Raw genomic sequence first — 17,061 nt, forward strand, 5'->3', positions numbered from 1 at the left:
ATAATTTTTGTGCAATCTTTTTATTAATACCATATTAAATAACTTAATATAAAGAAATTTTAATATATCTTTTATTTACTTCTAGCTTTATTTAAAATTTCTCCTATTTCTTCATGAGAAAATTTATATGAAGCATTACAGAAGTTACATTTTACTTCTTCTTCTTTTTTATCATTATATATTTCTTCAAGATCTTTTTCTCCAATTGAAATTAAAACAGACTCAACCTTTTCTCTTGAGCAGTTGCATCTAAAATCTGGTGTTGCTTCTTCTAATATATTTAAATCCATACCATCAAATATATATTCTAATACTTTTTCAATGCTTCCATGTTCTAATAGCATTGATGTTATAGATGGAATTTCTTCTAATCTATAAGTAAGTAAATCAGATAATAGTTCATCTGCATCTGGCATCATTTGAATTATAAATCCACCAGCAGTTTTAATTGAGTAGTCCTTATCAACTAAAACACCTAAAGCTACTGCTGAAGGAGTTTGTTCTGAAACAGTAAAATAATAAGCTAAATCTTCTGCTATTTCTCCAGTATATATTGGAACTTGACCAACATAGGGATCTTTCATACCTAAATCTTTAATAACTGTAAATTCACCATTTACACCAATATATCCACCAACATCTAATTTTCCTTTAGAATTTAAAGGAAGTTCTCCATATGGGTTTCCAATATATCCTTTTACTATTCCACCTTCATATGCTGTTACAGTAACTCCCTTTGCTTCTCCGCCGCCATTAATTTTTAATGTTACAACTTCTTTTTCTGACTTTAATGTTACCCCCATTAAAGCACCTGCAGTAAGCATTCTTCCTAAAGCAGCTGCTGCTACTGGAGTACATTCATGTACACTTGTACCTGTATTAACTAAATTTGTTGTTTCTCCAGCAATAATTCTTATCATTCCATCTTTGGCTGTTGCTCTTATTATTTTATCCATTATAATTCCTCCATTACTTAAATAATTCCTTTTTAACTACATATACAATTCTTTCTGTATTTATACTTACCTTCTTATCTGTGTAACCATCAAATTTACCAATTATCTTTAGACCGGTTTCTTTTAAAGCCTCTTCTATAAAATCTTCTGTATAAGCTCTTTCTAAATGTTCCTCTTCAAATCTCTCATATAACTCTCCTCTTTTAACAAAGAAGGTTAAGTACATACTTAGAAGCTCATCTTCAAAAGTATTTTCCCAAGTATAAAATACATCTTCTTCACTATATGTATATATATTATTGCCTAATATATTAGAAAGCTTATAATATGAATTAATATCAAAAATAAATAATCCATCATCATTTAAATGATCTTTAACAGATTTTAAATAATTCATAAACTTTTCTTCTTCAATAATATAATTAGATGAATCTAATACAGAAGTAATTAAGTCAAATTTTCTATTTAGACTTAATTCACTCATATCTTGGCAAATTATTTTACATCTAACTTTTTCTTTTTTTAGCTTTTCAAAAGCTTCTCTTAACATATCTTCTGATAAGTCAACAGCAAAAGATTCCTTAAAGCTTTTTGCAAGTCTTAAAGTAACATTACCTGTACCACATGCTAAGTCTAAATAATTATTAAAACATATATTTTCTTTATTACATATTTCAATTACCCTAGAACACATAGAATCATAATTAATATCTTCATATATTAATTCATCATAGATCTCTGCAAAATCTCCATATGCCAAAGTAATCCCCCCCACTTATATAGTTTTCTAAAACTATATTAAATGTAAATTTTCTTTTAGTCAATGCTACTTATTAAAAGCATTAGAAAAACTATTATTTTCTTCCTAATATTTCGTCATTTGTTGGTATTTTAAGTATTCTTTTTCTTTTAGTCATTATTCCTCCTATGCGTCCTGTTTCTTCTGCTGTTAATCCACCCCATCCATAGACATCAACCTTATCCTTTAACCCTAACTCTTCTGCAATTTCATACTTTATTTTTTCCCTTAGGATTTCAGCATCACTTAGCTCTTTATTTGACTTAATTTTTGATTTAATTATTTTTTTTAAAGGTGTTTTACTCATTTATATACCCCCTATAAATTTAATATTTATATTTTCTCCAAAATAAAATTGAATATACTACTAAATTTATTTATCACTATATATAATGAATATTTATATATTGTAATAAAGTATTGTATTTTTTGAATAATTTAACTATAGTTAATAGTAAGTATATTTTTTATATTTTTACTATTATAAAAAGGGGGAAAAATTTATGTACAATGTTGCTATAGTTGGGGCTACTGGTAATGTAGGTAGAAAATTTTTAGAAATTCTAGAAGAAAGGGATTTCCCAATTGAAAATCTATATGTTTTTGCATCAAAAAAGTCAGCTGGTTCCAAACTAAAATTTAAAGGATATGAATATTTAGTTGAAGAAACTGCTGAAGAAAATATTAAGGATAAGAAAATTGATTTTGCTTTATTTTCAGCTGGTGGAGATGTAAGCTTAAAATTTTCTCCTATATTTTCATCTTATGGAGCTATAGTAATAGATAATTCTAGTGCTTTTAGAATGGATGAAAATGTTCCTTTAGTAGTTCCTGAAGTTAATCCAGAAGATGTTAAATGGCATAATGGAATTATAGCCAATCCAAATTGCTCAACAATTCAAGCTATGCTTCCATTAAAAGTCTTATTAGATAACTATGGAATTAAAAGAATAATATATTCTACTTATCAGGCTGTTTCAGGAGCGGGTATTCAAGGTATCTCTGATCTAGAAGAGGGTATCAAAGGTAATCCACCAAAGAAATTCCCTTATCCGATAGCTGGAAATTGCTTGCCTCATATAGATGTATTTTTAGAAAATGGTTATACAAAGGAAGAAGTTAAAATGATTGAAGAAACTAAGAAAATTCTTCATAATTCTGACTTAAGGATTACAGCAACTACCGTTAGAGTACCTGTGTTAAATAGCCATAGTGAAAGTATTAATGTAGAACTAGAAAAATCATTTGAATTAAATGATGTTTTCAATTTATTTAGCAATACAAAAGGAATAACATTATATGATGATGTAGCTGAACTTAAATATCCTACCGCTTTAATGTCAACAGGTAAGGATAATGTATTTGTTGGGCGTATTAGAAGAGATTTTAGCATAGATAATGGTCTTAACCTATGGGTAGTCGCTGATAATATTCGAAAGGGAGCTGCATTAAATGCAGTTCAAATAGCTGAACTATTAATAGGGAGTGATAAATAATGTCAATTTTTAAAGGGTCTGCTGTTGCAATCGTTACGCCTTTTAATAAAAATAATAAAGTTGATTATGAAAAACTAAAAGAATTACTAGAATGGCATATAGAAGAAAAAACTGATGCCATTGTAATTTGTGGTACTACTGGTGAAGCAAGTACTATGAGTAAAGAAGAAAAAGAAAATACAATTAAATTCACTGTAGATACTGTTAATAAAAGAATACCCGTTATTGCAGGAACTGGGACAAACAATACTGAAACTTCAATAGAAATGAGTAAATATGCTGAATCTGTTGGTGTTGATGGTTTACTAGTTATAACACCTTATTATAATAAAACTACAAATAAAGGCTTGTTTAAACATTTCGAAGCAATTAACAATTCCGTAAATACACCAATAATTTTATATAATGTTCCAAGCAGAACTGGTGTTAATATAACACCAAAACAATTATTAGAGTTAACTAAACTTAATAATATTGTTGCAATAAAGGAAGCAAGTGGTAATATTAGTCAAGTTGCTGAAATGAAATCTCTATGTAGAGATAAATTAGATTTTTATTCAGGTAATGATGATCAAATAATACCAATAATGTCTTTAGGAGGCATTGGAGTAATTTCTGTATTAGCAAATGTAATGCCAAGAGAAGTTCATGATATGGCCCAAGCTTATTTAGATAGCGATATCAAAAAAGCTCTTAATTTGCAACTAAATACAATGGATATAATTAGTAAATTATTTATTGAAACAAATCCTGTTCCAGTTAAAACTGCTCTAAATATAATGGGTAAAGAAGTTGGTAATCTTAGACTTCCATTATGCGAAATGGATGATAATAACCTTAATTTACTAATTGGAACATTAAGAAAATACAATTTAATTTAAGGAGTTAAGAATGGTAAAAGTTTTATTAAATGGCTGCTGTGGAAAAATGGGACAAATGATAATAGATTCTTCAAAAAATTTTCCTAATATAAAAATTGTAGCCGGTATAGATAGATTTTCTAGTGATAAATGTAACTTTAAAATTTTTAAAAGTGCAGGAGATGTTAATATAGATTATGATGTTTTAATTGATTTTTCAAGACCTGATGCACTTAAAGATTTATTAGAATTATCAATCAAAAATAATAAGCCTATAATTTTATGTTCTACAGGATATAGTGAGGAAGATTTAACTTTAATTAATGAAAAAAGTAGCGTAATTCCTATATTTAAATCTGCCAATATGTCTTTAGGAATTAATCTATTAAATTCATTATTAAAAAAAGTTGTTCCAATTTTATTTGAAAACTACGATATTGAAATTATAGAAAAACATCACAATCAAAAGGTTGATTCTCCAAGTGGAACTGCTCTCTTATTAGCAGACACTATTAAAGAATCAATCCCAACTGAAACTAAATATATTTATGGAAGAAGCGGAGATTCTAAGAGAGAAAAAAGCGAAATAGGAATCCATGCTGTTAGAGGCGGTTCTATAGTTGGCGATCATGATATTATATTTGCAGGCTCTGGTGAAATTATAGAACTATCTCATACCGCTCTATCTAGAGAAGTATTTGCTGTTGGAGCTTTAAAGGCAGCCGAATATATGAGCACTATTATATTTCCTAGGGTTTATAATATGGAAGATGTTTTAGGAATTTAAATAAAAAGGCTATTGTATCTAAATACAGTAGCCTTTTTATTTCCAGTTTAAATTTTTAAATTAAGTGAAAAACTATAATATAATATAGTTAAGGAGGGTAAAAAATGCCTAAAGATAGTCAACCAGATAATAAAAGATCTAGAATGGAAAAATGTAATTATCAAACTCCAATAACAGAAGAAGGTCATAATCATAACCCTAATGCCAAGCATAAATCTATAAAAAGAGAAGGATTTTCAAGCCAGCATATTAATAAAGCCGGAAATTAAAAAGAAGAGTCGAAAGACTCTTCTTTTTAATATTATTCTTCAATATAAGCCTTATCAAAGAATACATGTCCTAAAGTTGATACTCTAACACCTTTAACTTCAGGTTTAGCACCTTTAACCTTAGTATAATAGTATAATGGAATAATCGGCATATCTTCCATTAATATATCTTCTGCTTGTTTCATCATTTCCCATCTCTTATCTAAATCAGCTTCAACTTTTGCAGCTTTAACTAATGCATCATATTCTGAGTTAGAATATCCAGCATCGTTATTTCCTCCGCCAGTTACCCATAAATCTAAGAATGTCATTGGATCAACATAGTCTCCAGACCAACCATGTCTTGCTATTTCATATCCACCTTCTTGTCTAGTATTTAAGAATACCTTCCATTCTTGGTTAGTTAATTCTACATTAACACCTATTTTAGCCCAGTCTTGTTGTATAGCTTGTGCGATTAATTTATGATCACCTTCTGTATTAAACATAAATTCTAAAGTTGGAATTCCTTCTCCATTTGGATATCCTGCTTCAGCTAATAATTGTTTAGCCTCTTCTATATTTGCTTGATTTGCATCATAATATTCTCTATCTGCAAAATCTTCTCCATCTTCATTTTTTATTCCTTGTGGAACAAATGAATATGCAGGAACTTGCTCTGCTTTAGTAACATTTTCAACAATCGCTTTTCTATCTATTGCAATTGATAATGCTCTTCTTACTTTTGCATTGCTTAAAACTTCTTTAACTTCATCTGGTAAAGTTGATTGCTTACCAACGTTAAAAATTAACATGTAAGTTGCAAGATTTGGATATATAGTAACTAATCCTTCTTCTTCTCCACTTGCTATTTCTGAAGGTGGTACTGTATCTACCATATCAAATTCACCTGATTTTAATGAAGCATAAGCAGTATTTTGATCTGTAACTAATTTATAAACTACTCCTGGAAGCTTTACTTCTGATGCATTCCAATAGTTTTCATTCTTTTCAAATATTAATTGATCCTTCATATCCCATTGAACTAATTTGAAAGGTCCATTTGAAACATAAGTTTCTGGTTCTAATGCCCATCCTTCTGGATCTGCTTCAACTATATCTTCTCTAACTGGGAAGTATGTAGTAAATGCTGTAAGTTCTAAGAAATAAGCAGTTGGAGCTTCTAAAGTTACTTTTAATGTATAATCATCTACAACTTCAATTCCAAGTTCTTCTCTTGTAGCTTCTCCATTATAAAATTTTTCTGCATTTTTTATGTAATATAATTGATATGCATATTCAGCTGCTGTATCTTTTGTTAATGCTCTAACCCAAGCATATTCAAAGTCATTGGCTGTTACAGGTTCTCCATCTGACCATTTAGCATCTTCTCTTAAATGGAAAGTATATACTAAACTATCATCAGAAACTTCATAGCTTTCTGCAACTCCTGGAATCGCCTTTTCATTTTCATCAAGTCTCATTAATCCTTCAAAAGCATTTTCTATTATAGTTCCTGCTCCTGAAGAAGTATTTAATGTAGGATCGATAGTCTCTGGATCTTCTCCTAAATTATAAATTAATTTTCTACTATCTCCTGAACTACTACTTCCGCATCCTGCAAAAACAGACATTCCAAGAGCAAGTGTTAGTGCTACAGCACAAATTTTTCTAAGCTTATTGCTCTTCATTGTGTTTCCCCCTTAATGTATTTATTTTTATACTAACTGCATAAATGCAATTGATAACTATTTATTAAATAAGTGACATGCTACAAAATGTCCTGGTTCAACTTCCTTTAATTCTGGATCTTTTTCCCCACAAATTGGCATTGCATGCTTACATCTTCCTTTAAATCTACATCCAGCTGGTGGATCTATAGGCGAAGGAATATCACCTTCTAATACTATTCTCTTATTTGTCTTAGCTTCCTTAGGATCTGGAATTGGTACAGCTGAAAGTAATGCTTGTGTATATGGATGCTTTGGTTTCATATATACATCATCAGCCGGTCCTTTTTCAACCATTCGCCCTAAATACATAACTCCTATATGAGTTGATATATGTTTTACCATTGATAAATCATGAGCTATAAATAGATAAGTTAATCCCATTTCTTCTTGTAACTCTTCTAGCATATTAATTACTTGTGCTTGAATAGAAACATCTAATGCTGAAATTGGCTCATCACACACTATAAAATCTGGTTGAACTGCAAGAGCTCTTGCAATACCTATTCTTTGTCTTTGTCCACCTGAGAATTCATGTGCGTATCTGTTTATATGACTTCCATTTAAACCAACCTTATCTAAAAGAAATCTTATTCTCTTTTCTCTCTCTTCACCCTTATATAATCCGTGAATGTCTATAGCTTCTCCTATAATATCTCCAACTGTCATTCTTGGATTTAATGATGCATATGGATCTTGGAATATCATTTGCATATTCTTTCTTAAAGATACCATTTTCTTTTCACTAAAATTAGTTATATCTTCACCATTAAATATTATTTGTCCAGAAGTTGGTTCATATAATTTTAAAATTGTTCTGCCTGTTGTTGTTTTACCACAGCCTGATTCTCCAACTAATCCTAATGTTTCTCCTCTTTTAATAGAGAATGAAACATTATCTACAGCCTTAACATAACTTTTTTTAGCAAAAAGCCCTTTATCTACAGGGAAGTACTTGCAAAGATTCTTAACTTCTAATATTACATCATTTTTCTTTTCCATTATTCTTCCCTCCTAATTGGTGATTCTACCTTTGGTGCATTTTCATGACATAACCAACATGCAGCCCTATGTCCTTCTGAAATTTCAAATAAAGGTGGTTGTTTTTGTATACAAACCTTCATAGCATATTTACATCTTGCAGCAAAAGGGCATCCTACTGGTGGCTTTAATAAATCTGGTGGTTGTCCTTCAATTGGAACTAGTTTTTCCTTTAGCTCGCTCTTAGGATTTGGAACACTATTTAAAAGTCCCCATGTATATGGGTGCTTACCATTGTAGAAAATATCTTCATCAGACCCTTCTTCTACAATTAATCCACCATACATAACATTTATTCTAGTACAAAGATCTGCAACTACTCCTAAATCATGAGTTATAAGTATAATAGAAGTATTTACTTTTTCTTTTAAATCTTTCATTAAATCTAATATTTGAGCTTGAATTGTAACATCTAATGCAGTTGTCGGTTCATCTGCAATTATAAGCTTAGGCTCACAAATTAAGCTCATAGCTATCATAACCCTTTGTCTCATACCACCTGAAAATTCATGTGGATATTGTGATAATCTCTTCTCAGGGCTTGGTATTCCAACCATATCAAGCATTTTTATTGCCATTTCGTTAGCTTCTTTTTTTGAAACCTTTTTGTGTTTTATTAAATGTTCTGTTAATTGATCTCCAACAGTAAATAATGGATTTAATGATGTCATAGGATCTTGGAAGATCATAGCCATATCATTTCCTCTTATTTCTTGCATTTCCTTTTCTGTTGGGTTTGTTATATCTTTACCATCAAAAAGTATAGTATCAGCTTCTATTACAGCATTATCTGCTAATAATCTCATTAAAGACATCATAGTTACTGATTTTCCGCATCCAGATTCTCCAACTATACCTAAAGCTTCTCCTTTATCTAAATGTAAGGATACACCCCTTACCGATTTTACATCACCTATATGTGTTTTAAAGGAGGTTTTTAAATTTTTAACTTCTAATAACTTACTCATAGTATTATATCCTCCTATCTCTTATTCTTAGGATCTAAGGCTTCAGTTAATCCATCACCTAATAAATTAAATGCTAATATAATTACACAAATTGCAGCTGCTGGGAATATTAATTGATAAGCATCTGTACTTAATAATCCACTAGCATCATTTGCTAAAGTTCCTAATGAAGCAAGAGGTGGATTTATACCTAATCCAATAAAACTTAAGAATGCTTCTGTAAATATAGCTTGAGGTACAAATAATGTTAATGTTACTAATATTGATCCCATACAGTTTGGTATTAGATGTTTAAATAAAATTCTTGTTTTTGAAGCTCCTAAAGTTTTAGCTGCAAGAACAAATTCTTGTTGTTTTAATTGTAATATATCTCCTCTAACTATTCTTGCCATACCAACCCAATAAGAAATAGCCATAGCTAATATAATTGTTACAAGACCAGTTGATCCTTCTTTTTTTAATGCTGCCATTAAAATAATTACATAAATTTGTGTAGGAATAGAATATAATACGTCTACTATTCTCATCATTATATTATCAACTTTTCCTCCAAAAAATCCTGCAATTCCTCCATATAATACTCCAATAACTAGGTTAATAGCTGCTGCTGATATTGCAATTATAAGAGAATATCTTGCACCATACATAACTCTTACAAATAAATCTCTACCTAAATTATCAGTACCAAACCAATGCTCTGCACTTGGTCTTAAATTAGTAGCATTTAAATCTGTTGCATAATATGTATATCCCATAATTTTTTCCATTAATATCGGACCTAAAAATGCTAAAATAAATATAATTCCTATTGCTATTAATGAAACTATAGCAAGCTTATTAGTTTTAAGTCTTCTCCAAGCATCAGCCCAAAATCCTACACTTGGTCTAACAACTTGTTCAAAATTCTTTTCCTCTTCACTTAAAGGAGTAAATAATTCTTTATCTATATTTAAATCAACTTTTAAATTTTCCATTTCTTTACCCCCTATTAACCTTCTAACTTAATTCTTGGATCTATTAATACATATATTATATCTACTAAAAGATTACATACAACTATTAATGTACAATAGAATGCTGTAACACCTAATAACGAAGTATAATCTCTATTAGTTATTGTTGTTGTAAATTCATTTCCAAGTCCTGGTATTGCAAATATTTTTTCTACTACAAAGGATCCTGTCAAAACTCCAGCTACTAATGGTCCTAAATATGTAACTACTGGAATTAATGAATTTCTTAATGCATGTTTAAATACAATAGTTCTTCCACTTAAGCCTTTTGCCTTAGCAGTTCTTATATAATCTGATTTTAATACATCAATAAGTTTACTTCTTGTTAATCTTGTTATAAATGCCATAGAACTTCCTGATAAAGCTAAAACTGGCATTATATATCTATTTGGTGTGCTAAGTCCTGTTGATGGTAATAATTTCAAATTCGTTGTGAAGATGAAAATTAAAAATGTCCCCATTACAAAACTAGGAATTGTAATACCTAAGGTTGATAAAATCATACATACCCTATCCGGCCATCTATCTGCTTTTAATGCAGCTATTATTCCAAGAGCTATACCTACAGCTACTGAAAATATTATTGAAGCTACACCAACTTTTGCTGAGTTTGGAAAACTCTTTCCTATTATAGAAGCAACATCTCTACCTTTATACTTCATCGACTTACCAAAGTCGCCCTTTAGAAGGTTTTTCATATAAATTGTATATTGTTCTCCAACAGGCTTGTCCAATCCATATTTTTCATTTAATTGTGCTTTCATTTCAGGTGTAATTTTTTCTCCATCAAAAGGTCCACCTGGCATTATTCTTACTAGAAAGAAAACTATTGTTACTACAGCCCATATTGTAATGATACTAGTTAAAAGTCTCTTTCCTATATACTTTACCATTCGTTTTCAACCCCCATTCATAATACTACGAACATTCATTTTTGTAGTTATTAATAATTATATTATCTTATTCAAATTTGTCAATTAACTTTTTATTTTTCAATTGATTATTTTGTCGATTTGTTAATAATACATTCTTTTTTTTCATACTTAAGAAAAGATATATCGAACTTTCGAAAACGTTTAATGTGTTATTATTTCAATATTTTTGCAAGTATAAATATTAAACTTTCATTTTTCTAATTATTATTAATCTAATAATTTTTTTAAACTATTTTTTTATATAATTTGAATATTATACGGACATATCTAGTAATTTGTTCGTTATACAAATACATTTTTTAGCATATTTATATATTCATTTTAATAACTAAAGAATATTTATTCAAAAAAAGTGCTTATTAATATAATTTCTTTCATATAATAAGCACTTTAAATTTATCTCTTTATAAAGTTTTCAAGTCTATCTAATGCATCTTTTAATTCATTTATTGAATAACAATAAGAAATTCTAATATATCCTTCTCCACCAATTCCAAATGCACCTCCAGGTACACAGGCCACCTTTTCTTTATATAGTAAATTTTCACAGAACTCTTCTGATGTTAAATTAAACCTCTTTATCGATGGAAAAATATAAAATGCTCCCTTTGGCGATATAAAATCTATACCAATTTCTTTTAATCTACTTTCAACATACTCTTTTCTTTTTAGGAACTCATTTTTCATTTTATCAACGTTATATAATCCATATTTTAATCCTTCAAGAACCCCATATTGTCCGATAGAGTTAGTACAGGAAACATTATATTGATGCACTTTACCTATTTCTTTCAAGAATATATCCTTAGTTGCAATAAATCCGATTCTAATACCTGTTATTGAAAACATCTTAGAAAACCCACCTATATATATAATATTATTTATAATATCAGCATTCATAGCAACGCTATAATATTTATCGTAACAAAAAGCTTCATATATCTCATCACTAATAACAATTAAGTTTTTATCTTTTATTAATTTTACTAGATTAATATACTCATCTTTACTTAAAATAGCTCCTGTTGGATTGCAAGGATAAGATAAAACCATATATTTTATTTTTTCGTTATTAATTATTTCTTCTAATTCTTTAAAATTTATTGAAAAATCCTGATTTAAATTATAATTAACAACCTTTCCTCCTAATATTCTAACTATATTTTCATAAGCAGGATACGCTGGAGTAGGAATAAGAACTTTATCACCTTTATTTATTAATGCTGCAAATGATGAAAATAAAGCTTCGCTACCACCTACAGTAATACAAATATCTTTATGACTATAATTAATTCCCCTAATATTTAAATACTTAGAAATTTCATTTCTTAATTCTATAATTCCAAAATTATCTGTATATACTGTTTTTTCTTCTTCTATAGCTTTAATCATCCCATATTTAATTTCCATAGGTGTTGTAAAATCAGGCTGCCCTAATGTTAAAGATATTGCCCCATCCACTTTTTTAACTTTATTAAAAAACTTTCTTATACCTGACATCTCTATTTCTTCCAAATTCTTATTCATATGTTAGCCCCCTATAAATTAATATTCAATACCTTCTCTTGCTGGTATTCCTTCATTATAATAATGTTTTATACATTTCATTTCTGTAACTAAGTTACTTTTTTCTATTATTTCACTAGGTACATTTCTTCCAGTTAATATAACTTCCATATTTTTAGGCTTATTGTCAATGATATATAATACATCTTCTACCGATAAGAACTTATTTGATAAAACAGCCATAACCTCATCTATTATTAAAAGATCACATTTATTTTCTTTTATAACATCTAAAATAAATTTATATCCATCTCTAATTTCTAGTCTTAACTCTTCAAGCTCTTCGTCATTTAAATTCCAAGTGAAATCCTTAGGCTTTTCAAATCTAAATATTTTAAAATTCTCTCCTAATTCTTCTATGGTGGTAAGTTCTCCTGTTTTACCACTCTTTAAAAATTGTATCATATATACTTTTAAACCATTACCATAAGCTCTTATTCCCTGTCCTATAGCTGCAGTAGTTTTCCCTTTACCTTCTCCAGTATATACTTGAACTAATCCTTGTTCTAACTTCAATATTATCACTCCTTTTTATAAATTTTACATTAATTATGTCTTCTTTGTAAATATTATAATATTTTTTGTTGTTTTTTATAATACTACTCTTGCTATCCCATTAATATATTGATATAATTTTTTCAACTTATGTTATTTATGTTATTATTTGGGGAGGATTTTATTATGAATTATAATTTAACTGATCCTTATGAAATTGCTAGATTTATTAAGGATTCAAAAAAAACTACACCTATTAGAGCCTATATTAACGGAAACTTAAGTGATGTTAATTTTAAAAATTTAGAATGGTACGGAAATAATAATTTTTATATTATTTTTGGTGAATCTGATTTAGTTATTGAATTTATTGAAACTAATAAATCATTAATAAATCATTTTAGATTTGAAAATGATAGAAGGAATTCTGCCATTCCTATGCTAAGTCTTTTAAATATCGATGCAAGAATTGAACCTGGGGCTATTATAAGAGATAGAGTAAAAATTGAAAAAAATGCAGTAATTATGATGGGAGCCGTAATAAATATAGGTTGTGAAATAGGAGAAGGCACTATGATAGATATGAATGCTGTTTTAGGAGCAAGAGCTAAAATTGGTAAAAGATCTCATTTAGGTGCCGGTGCAGTTGTCGCTGGCGTATTAGAACCACCTAGTAAATCACCTTGCGAAATAGGCAATGATGTATTGATTGGTGCAAATGCTGTTATCTTAGAAGGTGTTAAGGTTGGAAATGGATCTGTTATAGCTGCAGGTTCTGTAGTAACTAAAGATGTTCCATCAGGTGTTGTTGTAGCTGGAAGTCCTGCTAAAATTATAAAATCTGTGGATGAAAAAACAAGGGATAAGACAAAATTATTAGATGATTTAAGAAAATAAAATACATAAATAAAAGGTGAAAAGCTAAACTTTTCACCTTTATTTATTTCTACATTACTTCTTGTTCATTATTTTCATTAACAGGCTCTAATTGTTCCCCTTGAACTCTTTCCATTTTAGAAACTGATACTTCATAAGCAATTTTCTTAATCACATCTGTATCATTTAGTTTCTTTTGATATTCTCTACTTTGTAATCTACCCCAAACTCGTATATTATCCCCTACTTCTAAAGTTTGGCAAAATCTCGAATTTCTTCCCCAAGCTATTGTAGGAATATAATCAGATTTATTATAAGCTCTATTTACAGCTAATAACACATCCGCAATTTCTCTTCCAAATGGAGTTGTCCTATAAACAGGTTCCTTGCATATAAATCCATCAAGGAAAATTTCATTTGGATTCTTACTTCTTTCAATACAAGGTTCTATATTTCTAGCAAATACTGTTAATATAAGTTTATTTGAACCGTCTACAAATTTATTGTAAGATCTTAATTGACCATCTACTATTATTTCTTTACCAGTAGATAAGTCCATATTCGCAATAAGTCGCTCAGATACTGTTATGTTTAAAATATCTACTGAGTCACTAAGCCTCATAACTTCCATTGAAAATGTATAAAACCCTTCCCCATACATTTCATGGCTAAATTCTAATTCTGATATTACCTTTCCCTCTAAATAAATCTTGTTATTTAACATCAAGTTGTCCATCACTAACCCCTCTCTCCCTTAGTAATAATTTTAATTCTTTTGCTATTTTATAACTTCAATGGATATATTTCCATTATAATACATTATATCATCATTTTTCAATATTTTTTATTATTTTTTTATTTGCTCACCTTTTTCATCAATATAATAATCATCATAATAGATCATTTCTCCTACTGTAACGAAATTATATCCCTCTCCTTGAAGTTCTTTTATTATCTTATCCAAATTTCCTGGAGTGTACTTTGCATTATTATGAAATAATAGTATAGATCCTGCTGATACTTTCTTCATAACTCTATTATACTCTTCCTCAGCACTAGTTTGCTTCCAATCAACAGAATCAACATCCCACTGAATGCTAATCATTCCTTGTTTAGATATAAACTCACTTGCTTTTTTATTATAGTCACCACTTGGAAATCTAAATAACTTAACCTCTTCTCCTACCGTTTCTTCAATTATTTTATTTGTTTTATCAATTTCTTCTTTCATCCTTTCTTCAGAGATTTTACTAAATATAGGATGTATATAGCTATGATTTCCTATTTCATGGCCTCCCTCCTTTATTTTTATAAGTTTCTCCCTATTTTCTTCACTATAATTTACCCAACCTCCCATTATAAAAAAGGTTGCCTTTACATTATATTTATCAAGTACTTCTAATATGTTAAAAAGCTCTTCATTTTCTGCCCAATTTATATCAAAAGTCAAAGCTAATTTTTTTTCATCTGTATTAACCCTATAAATTGGTTTATCGTTATATACTTCCATAAAACTATATTTTGCTTTTTCAGTAGCTATAATAGAAACTACAACTGTTAATATTAGTAGTAATAAGCTTACAACAACCCTGTATCTTCTTTCCATAGTTAAGCTCCTATATATTGTTATAATTAATTTATATTCGCTACAATTTGTAATAATGACAATAATATGTGGTTATGAAATTTTAAAATATTGTGTTATAATAAAGTTATACTTTCTAAAATGGAGGTTTAATATGTACGAAAACTCAGCTGAATTAGCAGAAAATAAATTATTAGTTCTTTATGTAATGGAGTCATTAAAACAACCTATTACTAATACTCAACTTACAGAAATTATTTTAGAAAATAACTTTATAAATTACTTTACTCTTCAACAATATATAAGTGAATTAATTTCATCAGATTTTTTAAAGTATGAAAAAGTAAATGATAAAAATCTAATACATATAACAGAAAAAGGTTCAAATACTCTTTCATTCTTTTCTGATCGAATTTCTTCAATAAAAAAGAAGATAATCGATGACTATCTTCATTCAATAAAAGATTCTATAAAAAAAGAACTAACAATTCATAGTGATTATACTCTTGGTAAGGATAATTCATTTATTGTAGATTTACAAGCTTTAGAAAATGATAACTTATTGATTTCTTTAAAAGTTTCAGTACCGACAAAAAAACAAGCTTTATCTTTATGCAATAGATGGAAGGAAAATCCTTCTGATATCTACAATAAATTAATGATTTCTTTATTTAGTGAGGCTAATTAATAAAAGGTCATAGCATTAGGTTCTTTACCTATTGTTATGGCTTTTATATCATTATTATTTAAATCTAAACAAACTAACCTTCCATTAAGATAATCTCCAATATAGGCTATATTATCATGTTTAACTAATACCCTAGGCATACCACCTATATTTATTTCTCTAATCTTTTTTAAATTAATCTTATTAATTAAAGCAATATTAGAACCCATTAGGTTGCATATATAAAGAATTTCCCTATCTTCATATATATCTATAGGTACCTTACCAACTTTGATTTTCCCTAATGATTCTAATGTTATTAAATTAAAAACCTCTATATATCCTTCATTTTCATCCCCCATATAGCTTTCACAAACGTACAGAAGTTTCCCATCGTTAGAAACCTTAACCTTTGTTGGGTACTCTAATGTAACTAACTCACCAATAATCTTATTAGTTTTAATATCAATAACTGATATATTATGACTTTGAAAATTTGTAATAAATAATAAATTTAATTTATAGCTAATTTCAATATTATAAGGCCAGTTATTTGTTTTAATTTCTAAACTTATTTTTTCTTCATTTAAATCATATAGTACTACAGCATTTGACTCTGAACAGACTATATATAAGTATTTATCATAACCAATTAAATCATTTGGATGAGCCCCCACATATATTGTGCTTTCTTCCTTTAAGGTATCCATATTTAGCATAGATATAGAATTACTATAATTATTTGCTATATAAGCTATACTATCTTTAATATAAATACCATTCGGTCCTAGAGGTTTTTCTCCTTCAGTAAGAAATATTTCTTCGTATAATATACTTTCTTGTAAAGAATTTACTAAAGGTATTTTACTAATAGAATCACTACCCGTATTACATACAATTAAAGAATTCATACTGCACCCCCATTTTTATTAAGCCTATTGTAGATACATTTATAGTATATGTATAAGATAATTATTTGGACCAAAGTTTTATCTTTTTTTTCATTTTTCTACATATAGTCTTTATTTTTTATAAATAT

General features: G+C 28.5%; 19 protein-coding genes. 6 read left to right on the top strand and 13 right to left on the bottom strand.

From position 1 onward, the window contains the following. Positions 1-71 precede the first annotated feature (71 nt). From hslO to ACQPUY_RS01020, 3 genes are all read right to left on the bottom strand, one after another. Complete coding sequence (gene hslO / locus ACQPUY_RS01010; RefSeq protein ID WP_430839517.1) at positions 72-959, bottom strand: Hsp33 family molecular chaperone HslO; 888 nt, start codon at positions 957-959, stop codon at positions 72-74. 10 nt (positions 960-969) lie between these two features. Beyond that, positions 970-1,716, bottom strand: coding sequence for a class I SAM-dependent DNA methyltransferase (locus ACQPUY_RS01015; protein WP_430839021.1), 747 nt, complete (start codon positions 1,714-1,716; stop codon positions 970-972). 94 nt (positions 1,717-1,810) lie between these two features. Continuing rightward, a complete protein-coding gene (locus ACQPUY_RS01020; protein WP_430839022.1) occupies positions 1,811-2,062 on the bottom strand; it encodes a small, acid-soluble spore protein, alpha/beta type in 252 nt (83 codons plus the stop codon). Between the two features lie 196 nt (positions 2,063-2,258). On the opposite strand from ACQPUY_RS01020, the gene ACQPUY_RS01025 reads away from it, so the two are divergent. From ACQPUY_RS01025 to ACQPUY_RS01040, 4 genes are all read left to right on the top strand, one after another. Beyond that, positions 2,259-3,251 carry an aspartate-semialdehyde dehydrogenase gene (locus ACQPUY_RS01025; protein WP_430839023.1) on the top strand — a complete coding sequence of 331 codons (993 nt, stop codon included), beginning with the start codon at positions 2,259-2,261 and terminating at the stop codon, positions 3,249-3,251. After that, positions 3,251-4,132, top strand: a complete 882-nt coding sequence (dapA, locus tag ACQPUY_RS01030) for a 4-hydroxy-tetrahydrodipicolinate synthase (protein WP_430839024.1) — start codon at positions 3,251-3,253, stop codon at positions 4,130-4,132. The genes ACQPUY_RS01025 and dapA overlap by 1 nt, the downstream gene beginning before the upstream one ends. Before the next feature lie 10 nt (positions 4,133-4,142). Then, the gene (dapB, locus tag ACQPUY_RS01035; RefSeq protein ID WP_430839025.1) at positions 4,143-4,898 is read left to right on the top strand and encodes a 4-hydroxy-tetrahydrodipicolinate reductase; all 756 of its coding nucleotides are present in this window, start codon (positions 4,143-4,145) and stop codon (positions 4,896-4,898) included. Positions 4,899-5,002: 104 nt separating this feature from the next. Further along, a complete protein-coding gene (locus ACQPUY_RS01040) occupies positions 5,003-5,167 on the top strand; it encodes a hypothetical protein (RefSeq protein ID WP_430839026.1) in 165 nt (54 codons plus the stop codon). 32 nt (positions 5,168-5,199) lie between these two features. On the opposite strand, the gene ACQPUY_RS01045 is transcribed toward ACQPUY_RS01040, so the two are convergent. The 7 genes from ACQPUY_RS01045 to ACQPUY_RS01075 all read right to left on the bottom strand — a co-directional run bounded on the left by ACQPUY_RS01045 (position 5,200) and on the right by ACQPUY_RS01075 (position 12,918). Beyond that, the gene (locus ACQPUY_RS01045; protein WP_430839027.1) at positions 5,200-6,837 is read right to left on the bottom strand and encodes a peptide ABC transporter substrate-binding protein; all 1,638 of its coding nucleotides are present in this window, start codon (positions 6,835-6,837) and stop codon (positions 5,200-5,202) included. Between the two features lie 57 nt (positions 6,838-6,894). Next, the gene (locus ACQPUY_RS01050) at positions 6,895-7,878 is read right to left on the bottom strand and encodes an ABC transporter ATP-binding protein (protein ID WP_430839028.1); all 984 of its coding nucleotides are present in this window, start codon (positions 7,876-7,878) and stop codon (positions 6,895-6,897) included. After that, a complete protein-coding gene (locus ACQPUY_RS01055; RefSeq protein WP_430839029.1) occupies positions 7,878-8,885 on the bottom strand; it encodes an ABC transporter ATP-binding protein in 1,008 nt (335 codons plus the stop codon). The genes ACQPUY_RS01050 and ACQPUY_RS01055 overlap by 1 nt, the downstream gene beginning before the upstream one ends. 14 nt (positions 8,886-8,899) lie before the next feature. Continuing rightward, on the bottom strand, positions 8,900-9,859 hold the full coding sequence (locus tag ACQPUY_RS01060; RefSeq protein WP_430839030.1) for an ABC transporter permease: 960 nt from the start codon (positions 9,857-9,859) through the stop codon (positions 8,900-8,902). A gap of 14 nt (positions 9,860-9,873) precedes the next feature. After that, on the bottom strand, positions 9,874-10,791 hold the full coding sequence (locus ACQPUY_RS01065; RefSeq protein WP_430839031.1) for an ABC transporter permease: 918 nt from the start codon (positions 10,789-10,791) through the stop codon (positions 9,874-9,876). Between the two features lie 438 nt (positions 10,792-11,229). Continuing rightward, positions 11,230-12,360: a pyridoxal phosphate-dependent aminotransferase gene (locus tag ACQPUY_RS01070; protein ID WP_430839032.1), complete on the bottom strand. Its 1,131-nt coding sequence runs from the start codon at positions 12,358-12,360 to the stop codon at positions 11,230-11,232. A gap of 18 nt (positions 12,361-12,378) precedes the next feature. Next, positions 12,379-12,918 carry a cob(I)yrinic acid a,c-diamide adenosyltransferase gene (locus ACQPUY_RS01075; protein ID WP_430839518.1) on the bottom strand — a complete coding sequence of 180 codons (540 nt, stop codon included), beginning with the start codon at positions 12,916-12,918 and terminating at the stop codon, positions 12,379-12,381. A gap of 162 nt (positions 12,919-13,080) precedes the next feature. On the opposite strand from ACQPUY_RS01075, the gene dapD reads away from it, so the two are divergent. After that, a complete protein-coding gene (dapD, locus tag ACQPUY_RS01080) occupies positions 13,081-13,791 on the top strand; it encodes a 2,3,4,5-tetrahydropyridine-2,6-dicarboxylate N-acetyltransferase (protein WP_430839033.1) in 711 nt (236 codons plus the stop codon). A 49-nt stretch (positions 13,792-13,840) separates the two neighbouring features. Here dapD and ACQPUY_RS01085 read toward each other — a convergent pair whose 3' ends face one another. Together ACQPUY_RS01085 and ACQPUY_RS01090 are read right to left on the bottom strand one after the other, a co-directional pair. Then, the gene (locus tag ACQPUY_RS01085) at positions 13,841-14,506 is read right to left on the bottom strand and encodes a single-stranded DNA-binding protein (protein WP_430839034.1); all 666 of its coding nucleotides are present in this window, start codon (positions 14,504-14,506) and stop codon (positions 13,841-13,843) included. 111 nt (positions 14,507-14,617) lie between these two features. After that, a complete protein-coding gene (locus ACQPUY_RS01090) occupies positions 14,618-15,376 on the bottom strand; it encodes a polysaccharide deacetylase family protein (protein WP_430839035.1) in 759 nt (252 codons plus the stop codon). A gap of 133 nt (positions 15,377-15,509) precedes the next feature. Between ACQPUY_RS01090 and ACQPUY_RS01095 the strand changes: the two genes are divergently transcribed. Then, a complete protein-coding gene (locus ACQPUY_RS01095) occupies positions 15,510-16,043 on the top strand; it encodes a DUF4364 family protein (protein ID WP_430839036.1) in 534 nt (177 codons plus the stop codon). On the opposite strand, the gene ACQPUY_RS01100 is transcribed toward ACQPUY_RS01095, so the two are convergent. Further along, the gene (locus ACQPUY_RS01100; RefSeq protein ID WP_430839038.1) at positions 16,040-16,933 is read right to left on the bottom strand and encodes a YncE family protein; all 894 of its coding nucleotides are present in this window, start codon (positions 16,931-16,933) and stop codon (positions 16,040-16,042) included. The two genes, ACQPUY_RS01095 and ACQPUY_RS01100, sit on opposite strands and share 4 nt — an antisense overlap. Between the last annotated feature and the right edge of the window lie 128 nt (positions 16,934-17,061).

This window comes from Clostridium nigeriense (genome assembly GCF_050585245.1).
GTDB lineage: Bacteria > Bacillota > Clostridia > Clostridiales > Clostridiaceae > Clostridium > Clostridium nigeriense_A.

Bases quoted from the DNA above. Each gene is read 5' to 3' on its own strand.
- ACQPUY_RS01020 (WP_430839022.1), bottom strand. From the start codon at position 2,062: ATGAGTAAAACACCTTTAAAAAAAATAATTAAATCAAAAATTAAGTCA.
- ACQPUY_RS01025 (WP_430839023.1), top strand. From the start codon at position 2,259: ATGTACAATGTTGCTATAGTTGGGGCTACTGGTAATGTAGGTAGAAAA.
- dapA (WP_430839024.1), top strand. From the start codon at position 3,251: ATGTCAATTTTTAAAGGGTCTGCTGTTGCAATCGTTACGCCTTTTAAT.
- dapB (WP_430839025.1), top strand. From the start codon at position 4,143: ATGGTAAAAGTTTTATTAAATGGCTGCTGTGGAAAAATGGGACAAATG.
- ACQPUY_RS01040 (WP_430839026.1), top strand. From the start codon at position 5,003: ATGCCTAAAGATAGTCAACCAGATAATAAAAGATCTAGAATGGAAAAA.
- ACQPUY_RS01045 (WP_430839027.1), bottom strand. From the start codon at position 6,837: ATGAAGAGCAATAAGCTTAGAAAAATTTGTGCTGTAGCACTAACACTT.
- ACQPUY_RS01050 (WP_430839028.1), bottom strand. From the start codon at position 7,878: ATGGAAAAGAAAAATGATGTAATATTAGAAGTTAAGAATCTTTGCAAG.
- ACQPUY_RS01055 (WP_430839029.1), bottom strand. From the start codon at position 8,885: ATGAGTAAGTTATTAGAAGTTAAAAATTTAAAAACCTCCTTTAAAACA.
- ACQPUY_RS01060 (WP_430839030.1), bottom strand. From the start codon at position 9,859: ATGGAAAATTTAAAAGTTGATTTAAATATAGATAAAGAATTATTTACT.
- ACQPUY_RS01065 (WP_430839031.1), bottom strand. From the start codon at position 10,791: ATGGTAAAGTATATAGGAAAGAGACTTTTAACTAGTATCATTACAATA.
- ACQPUY_RS01070 (WP_430839032.1), bottom strand. From the start codon at position 12,360: ATGAATAAGAATTTGGAAGAAATAGAGATGTCAGGTATAAGAAAGTTT.
- dapD (WP_430839033.1), top strand. From the start codon at position 13,081: ATGAATTATAATTTAACTGATCCTTATGAAATTGCTAGATTTATTAAG.
- ACQPUY_RS01085 (WP_430839034.1), bottom strand. From the start codon at position 14,506: ATGGACAACTTGATGTTAAATAACAAGATTTATTTAGAGGGAAAGGTA.
- ACQPUY_RS01090 (WP_430839035.1), bottom strand. From the start codon at position 15,376: ATGGAAAGAAGATACAGGGTTGTTGTAAGCTTATTACTACTAATATTA.
- ACQPUY_RS01095 (WP_430839036.1), top strand. From the start codon at position 15,510: ATGTACGAAAACTCAGCTGAATTAGCAGAAAATAAATTATTAGTTCTT.
- ACQPUY_RS01100 (WP_430839038.1), bottom strand. From the start codon at position 16,933: ATGAATTCTTTAATTGTATGTAATACGGGTAGTGATTCTATTAGTAAA.